The following is a 20158-nucleotide window of genomic DNA, read 5'->3' as shown; positions in this document are numbered from 1 at the left end:
CTACTAGATAATAAAAGCCTCATCAAGGGCCTTAAATGCAGTCTGGCAAGCAGAATCTTTTAAAGATCATAAGCCCCATAACTTTGCAACCTTGCTTTTTAATAAATATTTAATCTAGTTATTTCAATCAAATAAAAAATACTAAAACTATGATGCAGAAGTGAATATCTCACCTTTAACCAATAACTCTTCAACTTCTTTAACTGACAGAGGATGTGCAAATAAATAACCTTGTCCAATATTACAGTTATGTTGCTTTAAAAATATTTGTTGTTCTACAGTTTCTATACCTTCCGCAATTATATTAAGATTTAAATCATTACCTATGTTAATTATATTCTTTACAAGTGCTGTTTTGTTTTTATCTTTTGAAATATCTTGAATGAAACTCCGATCAATTTTTAAATTATTTAGAGGAATATCATCCAAAATACTTAATGATGAATAACCAGTTCCAAAATCATCTAGAGCTATGTTCACTCCTATCTCTTTTAACTTCTTTAACATATGACTTAGTTCTTCTATATTTTTTCTATTCCTTTCAGTAATTTCTAATTCTAAATATTTAGGTTCAAGCTGAATTTTTTCTAGTACTTGATTTACAGTTTTTAAAAATCCTTTATTAAAAAGTTGGTTCTTATAGACATTTACTGACATATTTATCGGAGGTAGACCAGCATCTTGCCAAGCTTTATTCTGTTTACAGGCAGTCTGTAGAACCCACTTGCCAATAGGTTTAATAAGACCCGACTCTTCTACTATTGGAATGAATTCTCCAGGAGAAACATGTTCTAATTCAGAATTCTGCCAACGGATTAATGCTTCTACTCCTATAATTTTACCTGTATTTAAATTTATTTGTGGTTGATAATGAAGTCTAAGTTCATTATTCTCCATTGCATGTCTTAACCTATTTTCTATTTTAGCTTTTTGTAAAAGTATTACATTTAAATTAGAGTCATAAAATTTATAGTCAACTTTTTTCTTCTTCTTATTTGAATACATTGCTATATCAGCGTATCTAATTAGTTCATCTGCATTATTTCCATCCTCTGGATAAACACTAATCCCAATACTAGGAGTTATAATTATTTCATACTCATTTATATTAAGTGGCTTAGAAAATTCACGAATAATTCTATTAACTACCTTTTTAACTTGTTTTCTCTCAATTTCTTTCATTTTATTAAAATAAAAGCAATTACTTTACTAATTATACTAAGTTTATATTTCATATCTTGATTTATCACCCCTTTAAAATTAAATTTTTATCTATAAATTATATCCCTTTACTTTTTATTAATTTAAATAGTATATCTATTACAGACAAATTAATATAAGAACTATAATAAAAAACCACATCAAAAGTTTTAAAAATTACAATTCCACAACTTTGCTTCCCTGCTTTTCAACAGGTTTACCCTCTAAAATCTAAAAAATTCTATTTTATTGTATATAACTATGATTTTGATTCATTATATAATGATTGAAGCTATAAGATGAATAATTCATTTATTAATATTTTACCATATATTATTATAACTACTATATTATTGTTATAATTCCTTTTTTAATATAAAAAAATGTAGTATAAAGTTATATTTGTCCCAAATATATTATGAGAACCATCATGTTGTTATGCATAAAAACTTTTAATTTATAGATAATAAAAGATGTACATAAAATAAATTTGGAGGTGATTATGGTGTCTAATATTAAATGTACTGTCGAAGAATGCCAATATAATGAGAGCGACTTATGTCAAGCTTCTACAATTAAAGTGCAAGCAGGAATGCAAGACCATGTAATTAGTACTTCGCATGATACTGCATGTAGAACCTTTACCCCTAAAACAAATTTAAGTTAAATAATATTAACCACAAACTCCTGGTTTAAACCAGGAGTTTCAGCTTATCAACTCCATAATATACCTGTTAAATTTAATTATCTCAAATTCTTATGGTCTGTATTTACTTTAAAAATGTTACATGTCTTTAAATAAATTTATTGTCAAAAAATAAGTAAATCGTTAGACTATGAAAAAATACTACATTTTACTTGATAATAATGGTAATTGCTTATATAATTAGTATCGTTGTACTATAAAATTTTAATTTGTAACAAAATATTATAAAGTCAGCATAATACTTGATATTTCATAAAAAACACATAAACATAATTTAATTTTAGAAAAATAAAAATTCACTCTTGCTAAATAATGTGATTTATAGTATAATCTGTAATGTAATCTTAAGTATAGGTATAGGGGGTATATGTAATGTCTAATAATAATCAGCTTCGTAGTAGAATAAAAAATTTAAAATCAGAATTACTTACATTAGCTACACAAACTAAGGAGATTACAAGTAATAGAATGGTAAATAAAAGTCAAGAGCTTGATGAAGTAATTGTTTCATTCATGAAAAAAGAATTAATTAATTAATCTCTTTAATTTATAAATAACAAATAAAGTTGGTGGCAAAATTAATAAATAAAATATAGTAAAGTAATTAACTATACTGCTATATTTAAAGACTTGTATAATATTTTGTGGAATCAACCCTAAAAAGTAAGGTGGAACTAAAGCAAAAGGAATTAAGAATTTAGGTTCTTTAAATTTTAATAGATTAGCTAAACCTAATCCTGCCCCTGCATAAACTGTAATCATAGTAGTAGTAAAACCTATTACAAACCATACAGACACAAATGCTGAAATTAATCTTTCTAAAAAAGGTAAATCTATTTCTTGAATTAATGTCAAAGTAGGAAAAAGTATATTTTCTAACGGAGCTGCTCCAAAATGGGCTATAGCTAGTATTATCGTTAATGAATATAATAATATCACAAATAAAATTGCTAATGAACTAATCTTAAAACATTGCTTCTTAGCTTTATTATTTAATAATGGAAATATTACATATATGATTTCAACACCAACTAATGCAAATAAACCTGGTCCAAAGATTGCTTGTTTAAATAATTTTGTAATCGGAGTAGTATATAATATAGGTCGTAACCTTCCATAATCCATAGTAGGCATTATTATGTGTCCACCTAATAAAAAGAAGAAAATTATTAATCCAGCAGGAGTTATTAATTGATTTAATCTAGCAATTGGTTCAATTCCATGTCTAGCAATATATAATAACAAAGCTAATACAGTTACATAAATTATCTCTGTCGGAGTTCTTTCTAATAATAAAGGTCTAAGTCCAAGAGCAAAAATAGGTAATACTGTACTCGTCATTAATAAAAAATAAAGTAATAATCCTAAAGATAAGATCTTTCCTACAAACTTACCTACAATCTTATCAACATAATCAATGAAAGTATCCTCAGGAAATGCTTGCCCTAACTTCACTATAAAATAAGTATCAATTATTACAATAACCCCTCCTATTAAAGGAATGATCCACCCATCTTGATTGACTCCTTTAATAACAGTTCGAGGTAAAGTTACAATTCCAACTCCTATTAATACTCCAATTATTAACATGAACAGTTGATATCCATTTATCTTATCATTAGTAACATTTAACATACTAACCTCCAATTACATATGTATTATTACTTTATTATTAGTTAGCTCAAACAGTTATATTCTAATTTGAAGTTAGATAATACACAATGAATAAGCTCTACCAGTAAGTCATGCAACTCCTGATAGAGCTTAGCTAAATAACGAATATTTAATTAGGTAATTTCTCTTCATTATAAATCTATCACACTTTGCTCAGTAATAATACGCCATAACTCCACTACAAGTTAGACCTATAATTAAAAAATGTAAACTTTTTATCCTATAGTTGAATATAATAATATTGATTTCTTATTTATTTTCTATAATGGTAGTAGAATATTACCCTCATTCCTTAATTTTCAATTAAATTATAAATATATTTCTACTACAATTTTTCTTTTAACCTTTCACATTTCATCTTAACATTGCATATTATGAATTAAATTTAAATAAAACTCCATAGTAGTAGAAAAAAGTATCAACCAAATGTCATCACCTTCTTACTCTACTACTATGTTTTAATATCTTATTACTTTTCATATTACCCAGCATATATCGGAGTTTATCTTGTTTATGGTGGTAGCCTCCTTTTTAACTTTCTACCACCATTTCTTTATGCTATTTTTTCATATCTGCTACTTTCCTAATTGTTTCTTGTTTAAGACTATATTGCTTATTCAAATCAAGTGCTTTTCTACTTTCTAATCTTTAATTATAATTTTCTTCTTATTTAGCTGCTTTACTATTTCTTCTCTTTCATTTGTAGCTAATGCTTCAAAAATATCATCTATTACTTTCTCACCAAAAGATGCTGACATTCTAGCATATTTAATCATTTCTTTTGATTGATCATGTTCTTCCCACTCATCAGTCTTTTCTCGCAAGTAATCCACAAATGCAGCTATTGCAAATACTTCTTCCTTTCTACGTTTGTTTATGTAAGCCATTAAAATACAACCACCTTTAGTCTATCTAGAGATTCTCTTAATATATCCTTTAGATGACTCATTATGATAAACCAAGGACATTATTGTCTTTGGTTTATTTCTGTTTAATTTGTATAGATTTTATTATTTATAACAATAATAAATAATGTTGTTAAAATATTTTTTGTCCTGTTGCTATACATATTCACTTTTTAATTATTTTAATGGTCAAAGATATGATTATCTTTGACCTATTTTTTTAATTGAACATTATTAATTATAACTTCATCTATAATTTACTCTATCTTACTTTTAAATATAAATAAGACCAGGGTTGTGACTCCCCTGGTCTTCTACTAAGGAATAATGCTGTGATTTATATGATGGAGGAAGATGGTAAAAAGCAGAATATAATTTTTAATGGGAGGTTAATTAACTAACTTCCTCCTATTTGTATGTACTCGCTTTATACTGACTACATTGTAGCATGCGATTAAATGCAATTATGTTAATTCCCTCACATTGTCATAGAATGTTCTTATTTTTTTATATAACTGCAATTATCAAATTTTTCATTTTGAAAATATATATATTCTTATTTGAGGATATATTAACAACAGGTTGAGTCATTATCGCAGCACGAATCACTTATTTTAGTACCAAGTAAATTTGCTGCTGCCTTAAGTCCTGCTTGAACAATTAAATCAGAAGGAATTGTCTCATATATTTCTCCACCTACTTTAGTAGTTCTACAGTCAGATAGCCCACAAACATCACAACATTGACTCTATCCTACCTCTCCCCCAATCCATTTCTCTAATGATTGATCTTCAATATATATTATATTAGATTGCACAGGATTCTCTTTAAATTCTTCCATTGTAAGTTCATCTTTTTCAATTCTTCCTCTGTCCCTCCACATCTTGGACATGTTTCTCCATCAGATATAAGCCTTTGCCACTTAACTTTTAAATCTTTCATAATTTCTTACCTCCTCTTTATAATTTATTTTATTCTTATAGATAACTTTATAAAACTTCCTATCAAAAAGTTACTTGAAGAGCTAAGAAATTATAGCAATTTATAAATAATTTTAATATCAGTATTTATTCCGCCATGAAGAAAACGCCCCATAAATTATAGAAATATATTTTAGCCAAAACTATTCATAAATGAATATATATAATCTCATTGTTAAACTATGTAATTGATAGTTCTTTATAATTAAAACATAAATTGGGAGTATTGATTATATGACTCCTAATGAATATAAAAAACAGCTAAGAATACCTGCTTAATTTGTTCAACTTTTTGTGTCCAAAATATTGACATAGGTCCATACGAATATAAAACTGTAAATATTTTACCATTCTGCCTTTATAGTGTTAAACATTGCTCTTTCTTACTATCAATAAGTTTTTCATATACATTTAATTTACTTTGAATCTGTTTATTTGTATTTTTCATTGCCTTCTCTGCTGCTTTCATTTCTACATCTTCACCAAATGTTACATGATCAAATTCAGCAATTCTAAAATCAGAAGTTAAAGTATTGATTGTTTGTTCTTATTTTTGAGTTCATTATTTTCTTCTCCATCTATCTATTTTATTTTCTTATTAGTTTATTAAATATATATCTTATTTATAATAATTAACATTAAGCTATCCTTTAAATCAGTAGCGTATAATTGTTTGTGTAAATAAATTTTAAAACCTATCAAGCAAAACAAAAATTTCTCTTTAAAATATTGAGAATTTTAAAACATTAATGGACATAGAAGTTTACAATTAATGAGTAGCATTTGCATCAATATTTATTTCAAAATAAAGCTCCCATAAATTAAACAAATATATTCTAACCATAAACCACAAATAGCAGCTTCAAAGCCCCTCCTTGGTCTTTAAGCTACTATAATTTAATGACTTTTTATTCTATTTTAAACCTCTATTCCTTATTGAGAATACTGCTTCTTAAGCTTCTCTACATCATTTTTGCTATACCAAATCCATCTATACTAGAACCACTTACTGGGATTAACTTGTCTTTATTCTTCCACTTAATGATTGTCCCTCTTGGCACTCCTATTATCCTAGCTGCCTTTGTCCCTGTAATAACATTCTCTTTCATTAAATATTAAAAACTATACACCTTAAAAATAATCCCAAACACAAAATAGCCTGTGCCTTCATATTAAACAAAGACACAGGACCATTCTTTAATAAATTCATTATTTTTGCTCATATTTATACTGTTTAAATTTAAAATACAATATACTCATGTTAAACTTTAAACTGCCCAATCATATTCTTCAATTCCTCACCCATTTGTGCTAATTCTACAGAAGAATTAGTTACTTCTTCTGATATTTCATCTATTTGTTCAGTTGCATTATTTACTTCCTCACTATTTGCTGCTACTTGTTGAGTTGCTGATGTTGTATCCTGAATTTGATCTGAAGTCTCTTCAACTGCTTGAACAATTCCATTAAAAGATTCACCTACTTCATCAATTATTTCTTCACCCTTCTTAACTTCCTCTGCCCCAATATTAATTGCTTCTATAGCTTTATTAGAGCCAGCTTGTGTTTGTGAAATTAAATCAGCGATTTTATTAGTTGAACTAGCAGTCTGCTCTGCTAATTCTCGAATTTCTTCCGCCACTACTGCAAATCCTTGTCCATGTTCACCAGCTCTCGCAGCTTCAATTGCTGCATTTAAAGCTAATAAATTAGTCTGATCAGCTATATCAGTAATCAATTGTATGATTTCTCCTATTTCTTCTGATGTTTCACCTAATTCTCTTACATCTTCCTCAGCTCTATTTACTTTATCTGTAATAACTTTCATCTGTTCTACCGTGTTTACAACATTTTCTTTACCTTGCTGTGCCGTAGCTGTAGCTTCTTCTGAAAAAGCATTAACTTCTTGAGCACTAGAAGCAATCTGTTGGATGCTAACTGATATATCTTCAATATGATCAGTAGTAGTTTCTATAGTTGCATTAGACTCTTCCGCTGAAGCCGATAGTTGCTGACTAGTAGCAGCTACATTATCAGAAACTTCTATTATTGTCTTAATTGTATTTCTAAATCTTTCAACCATATTGTTAAGTGACATAGTAATTTTAGAAAATTCATCTTTCTGAGCCATTTCGTAAACTTCACAATCTCTACAGTTTGCTATCTTATTTGCAAATTCCCCTTGGATTTCTCCACCACAGTGAGTTCCTGCCATTTGCCAACAGCGAAGGTTATCACTTTTATAAGCAGGGCATTCTGATACATTACATCCTTTTACTTCCCAACATTCTTTTAAATTATCATTAGTAATTAATGTTGTTAAATCACCATCTTCTATTTTATTTATTTTATTTTCGATTTTAGAAATTGAATTAGTAATAACTTTAATTATAAAATATGCTAATGTAATACCAATTACAATAGAAATTATAGTAATGATTATACTACTTGTTGTATCTTTATCCATTTTTTCTTCAATCGATAATAGTGAGCCTTCCATTTCTTGATAACTATCTTCACTTAATTCTTCTAATTGTTCTTCTAAGCTTTTAGCTTCATTATCTAATGTAATCATTAATTTATTTCCTGCCTTAGTTCCTTGGTTAATATAAGCTAAAGCCATTTTATTGCCAATTCTATTGTATTCTGTAAATTCTTTATTAATATTGCTAACTTCCTTACTTAACTCAGGATGTAATTCTTTTAATTTGTCTATATTAGCTTTAAAGTTTTTAACAATCTTTTCTGCTTCCTTCAACTCCTCATCATTTCTAGTTACTCCTACATCTGCAAATATCTCTTGAATTTTAACTACATCAAGTTTTAACTTATTTGTTAATACAACACCCTCATATGCAACAGTTGATTCTTCTAATTTTTGATCATTCTGTTTCATAGATACATAATTCATAGTAGTTATCAATACCATCAAAATCAAAATTAAACCAAATCCAAAAGCTAATTTTGCTTTAATACTTTTAAAATTAATCATTTCATATAACTTCATATTTCCCCTCCAATTATTATTACAACTATTATATTTATTACTATATAATTACTGTGATCCCTTTTTATTCATCTAAACAAATTATAAAATCACATTTATCCTAAGCAATTTATGATAAATCTCATAATAAATTTAATTCGTGATTTCATGTTAATAATAATTTAAATCAAAACAATAATTATGAAGGATTTTAAACCATAACATAGAATTATTACTATATATTATAAAAATTATCATAATTTTGGTTGGTAGATATTTCATATTATCACTTACGGTGTTTTACTTTAAAAAATCATGTAATATATAAAGTAAAATTTATATATAACTTATTATCTATCTAGGAGGAAAGATGAAAAATGGGATTAACAAAGTTTATCGATAATCATATTGATGAAGAAGTAGTAAATATTGATGATAGTTTTCTTGACATTCTAAATAATTTACATGAAGTTATAACATATAAAACTTTAGACCATAGAATTCTTTGGGCAAATAAAACTACACTAGAAGAATTCAACTTATCTATGAATCAAATCAAAGGAGAATATTGTTATGAATTATTTCATAACCGTAACCGTCCATGTAGGAATTGTTCAGCAATATACTCTGCAAACACTGGTGAAATTTCTGAAAAACCCTCTAAAACCCCAGATGGACGATCATTTTTAATCAAATCATATCCTGTTAAAAATGATCAAAATAAAGTAATAGGAGTAATTGAAATAGCCTTAAATACTACTCAACAACATATATTACAAGAAAAATTAAAGTATAATGAATTAAAAAATGATTTCTTTGCTAATTTATCTCATGAGTTTAAAACTCCATTAAATTTAATATTTTCTGGATTACAGATGTTGGACTTCAAAGCAGAAAATAATGGACATGCAAACATTTATTCAAAATATACACAGACTATTAAACAAAATAGTTATCGTCTTCTAAGATTAATTAATAACTTAGTTGACATTACTAAAGTTGATTCAAATGCATATGAATTAAATATGCAAAATTATGATATAGTGTCACTTATTAAAAATATTACTTCCTCAGTTAAAGAGTATGCTCAAAATCAATTAAAACATCTATATTTTAATTCTGAGATTGAAAAAAAAGTAATAGCTTGTGACCCCTTTAACATTGAAAGAGTGATTTTAAATCTAATTTCTAATGCAATTAAGTTTACAGATGAAGGTGATGAAATAATAGTAAATATATATGATAAAATGGATAAGATTTTAATTTCAGTAAAAGACACAGGAATAGGCATTAAAGAAATTAAACAAAAAATAATATTTGAACGTTTTGGACAAGCAGATAAGACTTTAACAAGAAATAGTGAAGGGTCAGGCATTGGTTTATCCTTAGTTAATGCAATTGTAAAAATGCATGATGGTGAAATCAAACTTAAAAGTGAATATGAAAAAGGTAGTGAATTTATTATAGAACTCCCTGTTAGATTGTTATCAACAGAAAAAGTTAAACAAGAAAAAAAGAAAATTAGACATAATATTATAGATAAAATTGATGTGGAATTTTCAGATATATATTTTTAATTAAAGTATAGTAATTATCGTAAATTCCTCATAACTGCTTTCATTATTTATTAAAAACTAAATATAGTTTCATTCATGAAGAAAGAATTTATTGACTAATTTTTAATTTATATATAGCAAATCACTAGCATTGCATTGTTAAATTTGGCTAATTATCACTATGTAATAACTTAGCAAGTTTAATCTGATTTCAATACTAAATCAAAGCTCCTCCTTGGTCTTTAAGCTACTATAATTTAATATCTTTATATTCTATTTTAAACCTCTATTCCTTATTGACCATACTCTTTCCTGAGCTTCTATACATCACCTTTGCTATATAAATACTTGCCAAATCCATCTATACTAGGTCTATTTACAGCATTCAACTTACCTTTATTCTTCCACTTAATGATTGTTCCTCTTGCTACTCCTATTATCTTAGCTGCGTCTGATGCTGTCACGATATTATTCTCAAATTTATTCTTAACTCTCTTCACATCAAACTCTCTAAAGTGATAAATATTAGTTGATAAATATAATGCTTACTTACTGATAGGTACTCTACTACTTCTTTAGTAATCAAATAATAATCTGTGAAGTTGTTAGCTAACTCCTCTATCTCTTCTCTTTTAAACAGGTATCTTCTGGTTCCATCTACTTTCAAGCCTGAATAAGCTTTAATTATTCCATAATTAACCCAGGTTGAGACTGTCTCTTCATCTATATTTAAAGCTTTTACTACATCTTCGGTAAACATATATTGACTACAAAAGTCATATAAATCAGTTAGCTTAACCTTTCTTATAACTTGCCCATCTTGAGCTACTTTTTTTGAATACTTCTCCTTTATTTACCAGTAAGTATTATCTGTTTTCACTCCTCTTTACTTTCTATATCAACCAGATTACGAGTCATTTTTTGATAATAATAATTATTTTAAATATCACTTCTTTCTAGGAAATAGTATAATCGTGGTGATCTTTTACAAATGTATAACACTTCATTAACTATGATATAATAAATAATTTTTAAGGTGACTATTACATATACACTGCTTGATTTGCAGTATATATGATAGAATATTTTACAATTAAGAAGATATTGCTATGTAAATAAAAAGAGCAAAAGATGGCTAAATCACCACTTTTGCTCTTGAAACCTATTTAATATTAAATTTCATCTAACATTTAAAACTATGCTATCTTCTTGTAAGACCAATAAGAATAGACTACACTCCCAATAGCTGCTATAACTACAGAAATACTAAGATAGTATGCATTACTAGTCAACAAGATTCCAATTAGACTAATTACACCTGCAATCATAAAAAGCTTTCCTCCAAAACGATGGGTTCGATTCCATACCTCTTCACTTGCTAATGTCCAAGGAGTCTTGATTCCTAATGACCAGTTACGTTTAAAGGTAGGTGTGTAGTTACCAAAAATAATCATTAATAGTGATATTAGGATAAATATAGCCTTATTTACGTTCTTAATATAGCCTAATGCTACTAAAACTGGTATTGAATTAATAACTACAAAGAATGTAATCATAATATCTCTGATTAACTTATAAATTTTATTAAATCGTTGATAATTTTCTTTTAAAGGGTCAATTGAAGCCAGTACATAAAAACCAATATAAATTGCTGAACCAATTATTAAACCTATGAATGCACCTAAAGGTTTATTCATATAATTATCTACTTCCCCATGTAAGTTCCAATGAATAGGTAACTTAGCAGGTAGCTCTGGATAACTCCAAATAACAGCTAATATTCCTATTAGTAAAATAACTAAAGAGTAGATATCCCTTTTCCAATTAAACATCTTCATTATTATCATCCTCCTCTTTAAATAATCCCATAAAACCATTAAGAATCTCTTGAAAAACAGTCATCTTCAAAGAATAATAAATATTCTGCCCTTCTCTTCTGGCATCAATTAAATCAGCATTCTTCAATATTTTAAGATGATGCGAAATTGAAGGTTTACTAATGTTAAACTCTTCGGCTATCTCCCCAGCTGTTAAATCTTTTTCCTTAAGTAGAATTAAGATCCTACGACGATTATTATCTGCTAAAGCTTTAAAAGTTTGATCAAAATTTAATGTCATATCTCCCACTCCTTTATTAGATATTTAGATAATTAACTAAATATCTAATAATATTATAGCATTATCTATTTTATTTTACAAATAATTGATCGAAACTGAAACTAAATTTTTATAATTTCCCCTTCCCTTTATATAGAACCCCATTTTATATAAGGAAGTTAGTCTCCTTGGAAACAAGGAGACTTTTCTATATTTAACATAAGAACAAAATGGCCTATCGGCTACTCTTCTATAAATATAAGCATTCTATTTTTTAAAAGAATGCTTATATTTCATTTCATGACCACACTTTGGACAAGCTACTCCAGGCTTCTCGCTTTTCTTCAATTCTTTACTCATTGCAAGTTCATCTACTATGCTTTAAAATCGTAAAATTTAAGCTAAATTGTATATTTATTTGCCCTATCCATAGCCTATATATATATAATTAAAAATTCAATCTCAAAAATAGATGGAGGAAGTTAAGTTGCAGAAAAAAGAAATTATCAAAAAATTAAATTGGTTCTATACTTTAGAGCATAATCAAGTTGACCTTTATACAACCCAAAGTAAAAACACTGATAATTTATATATTAAGAAAACTTTTGCTAGGATATCTCTTATTGAACAAAAGCATGTTAATATAGTTGCAGATAAAATAAAAGAGCTTGGTGGAACACCTACCTTATTAGGAAATGTAATTGGATCATTAAGCGGAAGAATAACTGGTAAACTTACTGGTAAAACGGATATGATTAACTTGTTAAAGTTAAACATAAAACTAGAAGAAAAAGCTATGCAAGATTATAAAAAATTTATTTCAAGTGTGGAAAACAATGAAGATTTATCTGAACTTTTATGGTCTAATTTAATAGATGAGGATTTACATAAGGCATGGTTTTACAGTAAAATTGATGAATTAGAAAGTTTTTGAATTCATAGTATTTACCTATTCACTTATGCTTCTACCTTTAGTATAAAACGCCTTATAAGACCATTATGACATTCATTAGTACCTCTTTCCCATGATGAATATGGATGTATAAAATATACTTTTGTATCAACTAATTCTTTTATAGCACCTAACTCTGAGAATTCAGAGCCATTATCGCAAGTAAAACTTTTAAATACAGTGGAAAAAATCTCTAGATTAATTAGCTTTAATATAGCATTCTGAACAGATTCAACTGTTTTACCAGAGATCTTACGAATAATTTCTTTACGAGTCATACGTTCTATCATAGTAAGTAAGGCCTCCTCATTTTTATTATTTTTAACTTGGTCCACTACGGGTATTTTTTATTAGTTCAAGTTAATTTTACAATGAAACAAAAATATATAACACCAATTTAGTAAAATGTTTATCATTTAAATTTTTATGGTGAATACTTTTTTTCTATTTTCTCTTCAATGTAATCTACCATATCAAAATCTTTACCTATCTTTAACTTTGGTCCTTTTGCTGTTGCAATTTCATCATATACTCCTTGAGCTATTTCTGGCACATAAACTTCTCTATCAGACCAATCTGCATTTTTAAAAGTAGTTAAACCTTTTTTATTTCTCGGCTTATTGTTGTCCTATAACAGTTCAGCTCTCGGGCTATTTCACTATAATTTTTCTTTTGCTTATTATATAAATGAGCAATAACCTTACGAGCTTCTAGTTTTCAAAGTTTCACTTTTTCTCTTTCTATGATATAATTAATATGATGCATATTTTGTACCTCCTTAATGTTTAAGTGTGGTTGCTTAACATTTTATCAGAGGTACAAGTATGTGTCATTTTTTTATTGCCCCGTGCATTTAATTATACAATGCACCATTTAATATAAAAAATATAGTACTATAAATAAAAATCAGAGCTATTTATACCCTGATTTCTTACTAAAAAATTTACTTTTATTCACTATGTAATTCACTTCATATTAACCTGCTTAAAATAATATCTAACTTTTAAATTATTTTTTTAATCATTGATTTATTAGCCTGTAGCTAATAAATCACCCTTCTTTATTAAATTAATGAATACATCAACAATTTCTGAATCAAATTGAATTCCTCTACATTCATTTAATTCTTTAAGTGTTTTTTTTGTAGAAAGAGGACCTCTATAAGGTCTTGTTGAAGTCATAGCATCAAATGCATCTGCTATAGAAATAATCCTTGCAATCAATGGAATTCCTTCTTTTTTTAAACCATTAGGATACCCTTGTCCATTAATAAATTCATGATGATGTCGAACCCCTTTTACTATTTCATCATTTAAATTCATTTTTTTTAATAGATTAGCTCCAATCATTGAATGTTTTTTTATTTCTATATATTCTTTTTCAGTTAAGGAAGTAGATTTGTGTAATATAGTTTCTGGTATTGATACTTTACCTATATCATGCAATAAAGATGCATATCTTAAATTATCTAAAGTAACTTTTTCTAAATTTAATTCTTCGCCTATCCTTAATGAATATTTACAAACATTTTTGCTATGATTAAAAGTATATAAATCTTTCAATTTAATAGTTTCTATAAAGGCTTTAGCTAATGTATCAACCACCACTTCTCCTCCTTAACCACTTAATTTAATCAAAAATATTATTAAATATTTATAAAACAAATTATTAATAGTTGAGCTTGCCCCACTAAATTTGGACAAGATTTAATTAGATTTATTAAACATAGAATTTCATTAACTTTCTCGCTTATGCAGCAAATTTAACTCTTGAAACTAAGTTGTTTAAAATATTTTCATTATAAACTGCTGTAGGCATTTGCTTTTACCCCCTATAATTATTATAAGATGTTAAGTTTGTGTTTATCCAATATTATTAGAGGGGCTTAACGACTCCTAATATGATTTTAGTTAAATTAACAACTAAAGTGTATAATATACATAAGTCACAATAAAAAATCAAGGAGTGGTAAAAATATGTTACTCAAACACCGATTAAAACAACTACGAACAGAAAAGAAATTAACACAAAAAGAATTAGGAGATCACTTAGAGTTAACTCCTGCAACAATTTCTTTTTATGAAATTGGGAGAAGAACCCCGGATTATGAAACTTTAATTAATATTAGTAATTATTTTGATGTAAGTTTAGATTATCTACTAGGCAAAACACATATTCGTAATTCCCAAACGGCAAAATACTTAAAAGATTTACCTTCAAAAATAGTTAATGAACTAAGTAGCGAACCTGAAAACTTGAATAAATTAATGCAGACAATTTATGTAGCCAAAAAAAACAATATTCAAATTAAAGGTTTAGTTAAAGTTATAGAGTCAGTAATTAATGCAATTCCTTAAACAGATAGACTTTTATACTTGTTTTTGTAGAAAAATCGATCTTCTTATCTAATCTTTAGGTTCTTAATAATTAATATTTTTATTTTTATTAAAATAAAGCCCTATCCCTCATGAATTATAGCAAGGAATAGGGCTTTAAATTTTAAAACCAATATTCCCTTCGGTATACTGACAATCATAGTGTAAAACCGTAGACTCAGTACTTTGCGCCCCTATTTTTCAATAGGTATGCCATTATCGAGGAATTTATCATAAAAAAGAGTTTAAAATATTATTTTGTCAAATCACAATTAAAATTATAGCAACTTATATACAACATGTCAAGTTTTTTTAAAAAATATACGTTATGTTAATATTGGCATGTTAATTTTATTAAGATAATAAACAATATAGGAAATAAATTCAGCCTAGATTAACATTTGGAGGAGAACATCTAGCTAATAATCAAATGGATTGTCAACCCTTTTTAGGACACTTTTTTCTCGGACATTAACATTCTATATTCTACAGGGGTAAGATAAATCAGTGACCAATGTATTCTGTGATTATTATACCAGTTTACATAATCAAATAACTAATATTCTAATTCCTCAAAACTACTAAAGATCTTATTAAACGCAAACTCTGTTTTAACTACTTTAAAAGCAGCTTCTACAACAGCATTATCATAGGGACAGCCTTTCTTACTCAAAGAACGGTTAATACTAAATACTTTTAATAGCTGGTCTATAGCTTTATTCTTAAATTCATTACCTCTATCAGTATGTAATATGTAATTCCATTTACCCTTAACATTTACATAAGTTAAATCACTGACTACAACATCTAGAGTTTGATCTCTGTCAAATTCTCTATTAACAATATTCTTTATTTTTTCTTCATTACATTTTGTTGAATGAACCTTGTATTGTTTGACAGTATAGCTAGAAACTAGACCATATTTTTTCATGATACGGCTAATCCTTCTTCTGGATACTTTATAACCCTTTTTAGCTAATTCTTTTTTAATCTTTCTTGTTCCATAGTTATTTTTACTCTTTTTAAAGATAGAGATAATTTTGTTTTCTAGATCACTGTCAGATGATTTTTTCTTGGGCTTATAATAAATAAGGCTTCTTGATACATTTAATACTCTACACATGGCGCTAATACTGTATTTATTCCTATTTGCCTTAATAACAGCTGCTTTCGTCCTAGTATCAGCGCCGCTTGCTTTTAAGTGACCACTTGGCAATTTATTGCCTTAGTGGAACTTATCCTTTAGGGCAAATATCATTCTCCATCTTTAGTTGTTGATTTTCTTTGCGTAATTTTATTAATTCTTTTTCTTTATCAGTTCTATTGTCTTTAGCCTTAAATAAACCTGAATTATTAAAGTCCTTTACCCATTTATGAACAGTAGATCTGGAAATGTTATATTCTTTGACTATTTCACTTATCTTTTTACCATTATCAACTAAGCTTACTATTTGTTTTTTGAATTCATCATTATATCTTTTCGGCATGATATATACCTCCATATTATTAATTTTATCTTACTATTATATCATGTCCGAGAAATTTCTGTACAATTAATTATAACCTATCCAGACCCTTTAAATGATGATACCCAAGTAATTAACTCTTTTTCAGCACTACTTATACTCTCACCTTCTATTAAGTTTATCATTTTCTCATCAGAGTCTATAAGATCATATTCTTCTTCTATTATCTCGTCCATAAAATCTATAAATGTGGCTTGTCGTACATTTTCAACTCTTAATTCAGGTAAGACATCAGATATATAATCAATAAATAATTTATTTCAAGTAAAACAAAAAATTCTCTTTAAAATATTGAAAATTTTAAAACATTAATGGACATAGAAGTTTACAATTAATGAGTAGCATTTGCATCAATATTTACTTCAAAATAAAGCCTCCATAAATTAAAGTAATAATTTCATACATAACCACAAATAGTAGCTTCAAAGCCCCTCCTTGGTCTTTAAGCTATTATAATTTAATGACTTTTTATTCCATTTTAAGGTTCCGTTCCTTATTGAGAATACTCTTTCCTGAGCTTCTCTACATCACCTTTGCTATATAGATACTTGCCAAACCAATCTATACTAGATCCACTTATAGCATTCAACTTACCTTTATTCTTCCACTTAATAATTGTTCTTCTAGCTACTTCTATTATATTAGCTGCTTTTGTTCTTGTAATAGAATTTTCTTTCATTTTAGTTACCTTTTTAACATCCTTAATATCAAAAAAGCACTTACCTAGTTTACCATTAAACTCTCTAAGAAGATAAATATCGTGACCATCAACGCTAAGCCCTCTACAATAATTGACTTTAACTTCTTGGATTAGCTTCCACATATAACTCACAACCACTTACTAGTAGTTAAATTTTAAAAATTTATTATATAATTATACTATTGCTTGATTTTTTCTTCTATAAACTTTATAGTATCTTCTATACCTTTTTCTTTATTAATTTTAATAGCAATATCTGAAGCATTATCACTTAGTGTATTATTCCTAAGAAGTTCATATATTCTGTTTATAAATGTTTCTACAGACATATCCCTTTCCTTAAGTGGCGTTGTTGCAACATCAATCCGCCTCATTCGTTCCGCCCAAAAAGGTTGATCAGCAGAAAATGGACAAATAATCATTGGTTTACCAGCTCTTAATGCAGCAGCAATCGTACCAGCTCCACCATGATGAATAACTCCTATTATTCTTGGAAACAGCCATGTGTGAGGTATAGAATCAACTGTAAAAGTATGTGAATTAGAATCACAATTATTCATCCCACTCCAACCTGAAATAAATACCCCACGTTGACCCGTTTTCTCTAATGCCTCTATAAGCATTTCTTTAACTCGATCAGGATTTTTTAATGGCATACTGCTAAAACTTATTGCAATTGGAGGTGAACCATCTTCTAAGAAGTTTAATAATTCATTAGGAGGTTTCCAACCCTTTTCTTCTAAAAACCAGAAGCCTGACATTGAAACGTTTTCTTTCCAATTTTCATCATATGGAATTACACTGGGACTACAACCATATAATATTGGTATAGACTTTCCATTAAGAACTAAGTCATTAGTAAATATAGATCGTTTAGTTGCTAACCCAAGTTTTTCTCTACGCCACTTATTAATAATTTTAAAGAAACTAATCATAAATAAACGGTTTACTTTAAAGCTCATTTTATTTATTAATCCAATATTAAACGAAAAAGGTAGAGCTGGATTAGTAAATAAAGAAGTAGGAGCAATAACAGGAATAGGGTGAGCCATAAAAACGGGTATACCTAAGGCTTCAGCAATATCATATCCACCAAATGCTTTTGGATGATAAATTAATACATCCGCATCTTTAGAACCTTCCCATAAATCTTCTAACATTTGCTCCATCATTGGATAAATTAACTTTTTCATATTTTTAAATATTTCTATTACATTACCACTCATCATTCTTTTACCTTCTTTAGATTGAGTTAATTCAAGATAGTTAATTCTAATTGGAAAAAATCCTACTTCATTACTTTCTACAAATGTCTTAAAATTCTCACCAGTACAGATGGTTACCTCATAACCATATTGAATTAGCCTCTTCCCTAGTGCTACAAAGGGTTGAACATCTCCTCTTGTGCCAACAGTCAGTATTTTTATTTTCATTATTCACCTCCAATTTTATGAAGTCAGATCACCACCTTGATAAATCCTAGCCCATATATTCTTATCTAATATAGCTAAAATATTACCAACTAATCCTCCTATTAATCTAATAAATATCATTATGGTAAAATTAACAAATCAAGTATAGTAAAAAATAATTAACTAAACTGCTATAAATATAAAGTCTGTTTTAGTCTTTAAATTCTCATAAAATTTATTTGTTCTTTTTAATCACTTTTAAACCTTCTCTTCTACTCAATGATGACAGGCTATTCTTAGAAATAAATTGTCTCACTATTCTTGGTTCTATCTTAGAATATTCTCTTAATGACCAACCAATAGCCTTTTGAATAAAGAATTCATCTATTTCCTTTAACTGTTTTATCAAGTCAAATAGAAGCTCAACATCTGTATTTTCTTTATAACTTAATTGAAATAATAGGGTAGTTCTTTGCAGCCATATATTATCAGAGTCCACCCACTTTTTTATGTATTTATCCCTTTCCTTAGGAAAAAGTTTAAAATAGTTACCTACAAGCTTTTTAGAAATTCTATCTATTGTATCCCACCAAGATTTATGGGTTATCATGTATTCAAATAGATTAACAATTTCTTTGGTAAATTCTTTTTCATATCTTTCTAATAATTCATTAGCAAAATATTGGTACTCTCTTTCAGATAAATTCCACAACTTTTTTACAACAATATCAACTTCATTATAACTTGGTCGGTTATCTTTTCTCATAAATTCACGCGTAGCTTTTCTTCTTTCTTGAGCTTTAATACCAAAAAAGTCGAATTTATTTCTCATATATTGCTCCATTTTTGGTGCATATTCAGAGTTCGCCTGTTTCTCATAAGCCTTAGTTATTTTTTCTATATAATCATTTACATTATAACCTTTACTCATAACACTCCCCCTGTTATTATGTCTTAACATTAATATTTCTAACAATAATTGATTTATAATTGAGAAATAATGTTAAATAAAATTTAATTTTACTTCACAACCATCTTTATATTATCTACTCTTTTAAGGATGGAAAGATTATAGAATGAAACTGTTTG

General features: G+C 27.5%; 19 protein-coding genes, 4 pseudogenes and 1 riboswitch. Of the genes and pseudogenes, 5 read left to right on the top strand and 18 right to left on the bottom strand.

Going from position 1 to position 20158, the window contains the following annotated elements; genetic code table 11:
* Positions 1 to 147: 147 nt before the first annotated feature.
* Positions 148 to 1182, bottom strand: a complete 1035-nt coding sequence (locus B5D41_RS09470; RefSeq protein ID WP_078810387.1) for a putative bifunctional diguanylate cyclase/phosphodiesterase — start codon at positions 1180 to 1182, stop codon at positions 148 to 150.
* A 523-nt stretch (positions 1183 to 1705) separates the two neighbouring features.
* Here B5D41_RS09470 and B5D41_RS09465 point away from each other — a divergent pair.
* The gene (locus B5D41_RS09465) at positions 1706 to 1867 is read left to right on the top strand and encodes a DUF1540 domain-containing protein (RefSeq protein ID WP_078810422.1); all 162 of its coding nucleotides are present in this window, start codon (positions 1706 to 1708) and stop codon (positions 1865 to 1867) included.
* Positions 1868 to 2278: 411 nt separating this feature from the next.
* Positions 2279 to 2443, top strand: coding sequence for an aspartyl-phosphate phosphatase Spo0E family protein (locus tag B5D41_RS09460; protein WP_078810386.1), 165 nt, complete (start codon positions 2279 to 2281; stop codon positions 2441 to 2443).
* Here B5D41_RS09460 and B5D41_RS09455 read toward each other — a convergent pair.
* The 5 genes and pseudogenes from B5D41_RS09455 to B5D41_RS09440 all read right to left on the bottom strand — a co-directional run bounded on the left by B5D41_RS09455 (position 2432) and on the right by B5D41_RS09440 (position 8472).
* Entirely contained in the window at positions 2432 to 3541 is a 1110-nt protein-coding gene (locus tag B5D41_RS09455) for a GerAB/ArcD/ProY family transporter (protein WP_078810385.1), read from the bottom strand. The genes B5D41_RS09460 and B5D41_RS09455 overlap by 12 nt on opposite strands.
* A gap of 680 nt (positions 3542 to 4221) precedes the next feature.
* On the bottom strand, positions 4222 to 4467 hold the full coding sequence (locus B5D41_RS09450; RefSeq protein ID WP_078810384.1) for a hypothetical protein: 246 nt from the start codon (positions 4465 to 4467) through the stop codon (positions 4222 to 4224).
* 589 nt (positions 4468 to 5056) lie between these two features.
* A pseudogene (locus tag B5D41_RS14565) lies at positions 5057 to 5427 on the bottom strand (DUF2703 domain-containing protein).
* A 1000-nt stretch (positions 5428 to 6427) separates the two neighbouring features.
* Positions 6428 to 6574, bottom strand: a complete 147-nt coding sequence (locus B5D41_RS14120; protein ID WP_159442933.1) for a hypothetical protein — start codon at positions 6572 to 6574, stop codon at positions 6428 to 6430.
* 152 nt (positions 6575 to 6726) lie between these two features.
* Positions 6727 to 8472, bottom strand: a complete 1746-nt coding sequence (locus B5D41_RS09440) for a methyl-accepting chemotaxis protein (RefSeq protein ID WP_078810383.1) — start codon at positions 8470 to 8472, stop codon at positions 6727 to 6729.
* A gap of 356 nt (positions 8473 to 8828) precedes the next feature.
* Here B5D41_RS09440 and B5D41_RS09435 point away from each other — a divergent pair, with 356 nt between their 5' ends.
* Positions 8829 to 10028: a sensor histidine kinase gene (locus B5D41_RS09435; RefSeq protein WP_078810382.1), complete on the top strand. Its 1200-nt coding sequence runs from the start codon at positions 8829 to 8831 to the stop codon at positions 10026 to 10028.
* Between the two features lie 299 nt (positions 10029 to 10327).
* Here the strand turns inward: B5D41_RS09435 and B5D41_RS09430 are convergent, their stop codons facing one another.
* The 4 genes from B5D41_RS09430 to B5D41_RS09415 all read right to left on the bottom strand — a co-directional run bounded on the left by B5D41_RS09430 (position 10328) and on the right by B5D41_RS09415 (position 12125).
* On the bottom strand, positions 10328 to 10507 hold the full coding sequence (locus B5D41_RS09430) for a MerR family transcriptional regulator (protein ID WP_078810381.1): 180 nt from the start codon (positions 10505 to 10507) through the stop codon (positions 10328 to 10330).
* On the bottom strand, positions 10504 to 10767 hold the full coding sequence (locus tag B5D41_RS09425; RefSeq protein ID WP_078810380.1) for a helix-turn-helix domain-containing protein: 264 nt from the start codon (positions 10765 to 10767) through the stop codon (positions 10504 to 10506). Before B5D41_RS09425 ends, B5D41_RS09430 begins: the two co-directional genes overlap by 4 nt.
* A 436-nt stretch (positions 10768 to 11203) precedes the next feature.
* Entirely contained in the window at positions 11204 to 11845 is a 642-nt protein-coding gene (locus tag B5D41_RS09420) for an SdpI family protein (protein ID WP_159442932.1), read from the bottom strand.
* The gene (locus B5D41_RS09415) at positions 11832 to 12125 is read right to left on the bottom strand and encodes an autorepressor SdpR family transcription factor (RefSeq protein ID WP_078810378.1); all 294 of its coding nucleotides are present in this window, start codon (positions 12123 to 12125) and stop codon (positions 11832 to 11834) included. Before B5D41_RS09415 ends, B5D41_RS09420 begins: the two co-directional genes overlap by 14 nt.
* Positions 12126 to 12591: 466 nt before the next feature.
* Between B5D41_RS09415 and B5D41_RS09410 the strand changes: the two genes are divergently transcribed.
* Positions 12592 to 13038: a ferritin-like domain-containing protein gene (locus B5D41_RS09410; protein WP_143555690.1), complete on the top strand. Its 447-nt coding sequence runs from the start codon at positions 12592 to 12594 to the stop codon at positions 13036 to 13038.
* Between the two features lie 35 nt (positions 13039 to 13073).
* Here B5D41_RS09410 and B5D41_RS09405 read toward each other — a convergent pair.
* The 3 genes and pseudogenes from B5D41_RS09405 to B5D41_RS09395 all read right to left on the bottom strand — a co-directional run.
* Positions 13074 to 13379: pseudogene (locus tag B5D41_RS09405) on the bottom strand (IS30 family transposase); the annotation flags it as partial.
* Between the two features lie 104 nt (positions 13380 to 13483).
* A pseudogene (locus B5D41_RS14610) lies at positions 13484 to 13821 on the bottom strand (helix-turn-helix domain-containing protein); the annotation flags it as partial.
* A gap of 266 nt (positions 13822 to 14087) precedes the next feature.
* On the bottom strand, positions 14088 to 14660 hold the full coding sequence (locus B5D41_RS09395) for an HD-GYP domain-containing protein (protein WP_159442931.1): 573 nt from the start codon (positions 14658 to 14660) through the stop codon (positions 14088 to 14090).
* 372 nt (positions 14661 to 15032) lie between these two features.
* Between B5D41_RS09395 and B5D41_RS09390 the strand changes: the two genes are divergently transcribed.
* On the top strand, positions 15033 to 15413 hold the full coding sequence (locus B5D41_RS09390; protein WP_078810374.1) for a helix-turn-helix domain-containing protein: 381 nt from the start codon (positions 15033 to 15035) through the stop codon (positions 15411 to 15413).
* Positions 15414 to 15572: 159 nt separating this feature from the next.
* Positions 15573 to 15656, bottom strand: a riboswitch (cyclic di-GMP riboswitch).
* A gap of 223 nt (positions 15657 to 15879) precedes the next feature.
* On the opposite strand, the pseudogene B5D41_RS09385 reads toward B5D41_RS09390, so the two are convergent.
* The 5 genes and pseudogenes from B5D41_RS09385 to B5D41_RS09370 form a co-directional block, all read right to left on the bottom strand.
* Positions 15880 to 16933, bottom strand: a pseudogene (locus tag B5D41_RS09385) (IS3 family transposase).
* Positions 16934 to 16995: 62 nt separating this feature from the next.
* Positions 16996 to 17133 (bottom strand): hypothetical protein, encoded by a 138-nt coding sequence (locus B5D41_RS14115; protein ID WP_159442930.1) that lies wholly within the window; start codon positions 17131 to 17133, stop codon positions 16996 to 16998.
* 317 nt (positions 17134 to 17450) lie between these two features.
* Positions 17451 to 17780 (bottom strand): hypothetical protein, encoded by a 330-nt coding sequence (locus tag B5D41_RS09380; protein WP_078810373.1) that lies wholly within the window; start codon positions 17778 to 17780, stop codon positions 17451 to 17453.
* A 56-nt stretch (positions 17781 to 17836) separates the two neighbouring features.
* A complete protein-coding gene (locus B5D41_RS09375; RefSeq protein WP_078810372.1) occupies positions 17837 to 19090 on the bottom strand; it encodes a glycosyltransferase in 1254 nt (417 codons plus the stop codon).
* Positions 19091 to 19304: 214 nt separating this feature from the next.
* Entirely contained in the window at positions 19305 to 20000 is a 696-nt protein-coding gene (locus B5D41_RS09370) for a DNA alkylation repair protein (protein ID WP_159442929.1), read from the bottom strand.
* Positions 20001 to 20158: the final 158 nt, after the last annotated feature.

This window comes from Selenihalanaerobacter shriftii, assembly GCF_900167185.1.
GTDB lineage: Bacteria > Bacillota > Halanaerobiia > Halobacteroidales > Acetohalobiaceae > Selenihalanaerobacter > Selenihalanaerobacter shriftii.
This window is presented reverse-complemented; position numbering and strand designations above follow the sequence as displayed.

Excerpts from the sequence above, each read along its gene's own strand:
- B5D41_RS09470 (WP_078810387.1), bottom strand. The coding sequence starts at position 1,182 with ATGAAAGAAATTGAGAGAAAACAAGTTAAAAAGGTAGTTAATAGAATT.
- B5D41_RS09460 (WP_078810386.1), top strand. The coding sequence starts at position 2,279 with ATGTCTAATAATAATCAGCTTCGTAGTAGAATAAAAAATTTAAAATCA.
- B5D41_RS09455 (WP_078810385.1), bottom strand. The coding sequence starts at position 3,541 with ATGTTAAATGTTACTAATGATAAGATAAATGGATATCAACTGTTCATG.
- B5D41_RS09450 (WP_078810384.1), bottom strand. The coding sequence starts at position 4,467 with ATGGCTTACATAAACAAACGTAGAAAGGAAGAAGTATTTGCAATAGCT.
- B5D41_RS14120 (WP_159442933.1), bottom strand. The coding sequence starts at position 6,574 with ATGAAAGAGAATGTTATTACAGGGACAAAGGCAGCTAGGATAATAGGA.
- B5D41_RS09440 (WP_078810383.1), bottom strand. The coding sequence starts at position 8,472 with ATGAAGTTATATGAAATGATTAATTTTAAAAGTATTAAAGCAAAATTA.
- B5D41_RS09435 (WP_078810382.1), top strand. The coding sequence starts at position 8,829 with ATGGGATTAACAAAGTTTATCGATAATCATATTGATGAAGAAGTAGTA.
- B5D41_RS09425 (WP_078810380.1), bottom strand. The coding sequence starts at position 10,767 with ATGTTTACCGAAGATGTAGTAAAAGCTTTAAATATAGATGAAGAGACA.
- B5D41_RS09420 (WP_159442932.1), bottom strand. The coding sequence starts at position 11,845 with ATGAAGATGTTTAATTGGAAAAGGGATATCTACTCTTTAGTTATTTTA.
- B5D41_RS09415 (WP_078810378.1), bottom strand. The coding sequence starts at position 12,125 with ATGACATTAAATTTTGATCAAACTTTTAAAGCTTTAGCAGATAATAAT.
- B5D41_RS09390 (WP_078810374.1), top strand. The coding sequence starts at position 15,033 with ATGTTACTCAAACACCGATTAAAACAACTACGAACAGAAAAGAAATTA.
- B5D41_RS14115 (WP_159442930.1), bottom strand. The coding sequence starts at position 17,133 with ATGGACGAGATAATAGAAGAAGAATATGATCTTATAGACTCTGATGAG.
- B5D41_RS09380 (WP_078810373.1), bottom strand. The coding sequence starts at position 17,780 with ATGTGGAAGCTAATCCAAGAAGTTAAAGTCAATTATTGTAGAGGGCTT.
- B5D41_RS09375 (WP_078810372.1), bottom strand. The coding sequence starts at position 19,090 with ATGAAAATAAAAATACTGACTGTTGGCACAAGAGGAGATGTTCAACCC.
- B5D41_RS09370 (WP_159442929.1), bottom strand. The coding sequence starts at position 20,000 with ATGAGTAAAGGTTATAATGTAAATGATTATATAGAAAAAATAACTAAG.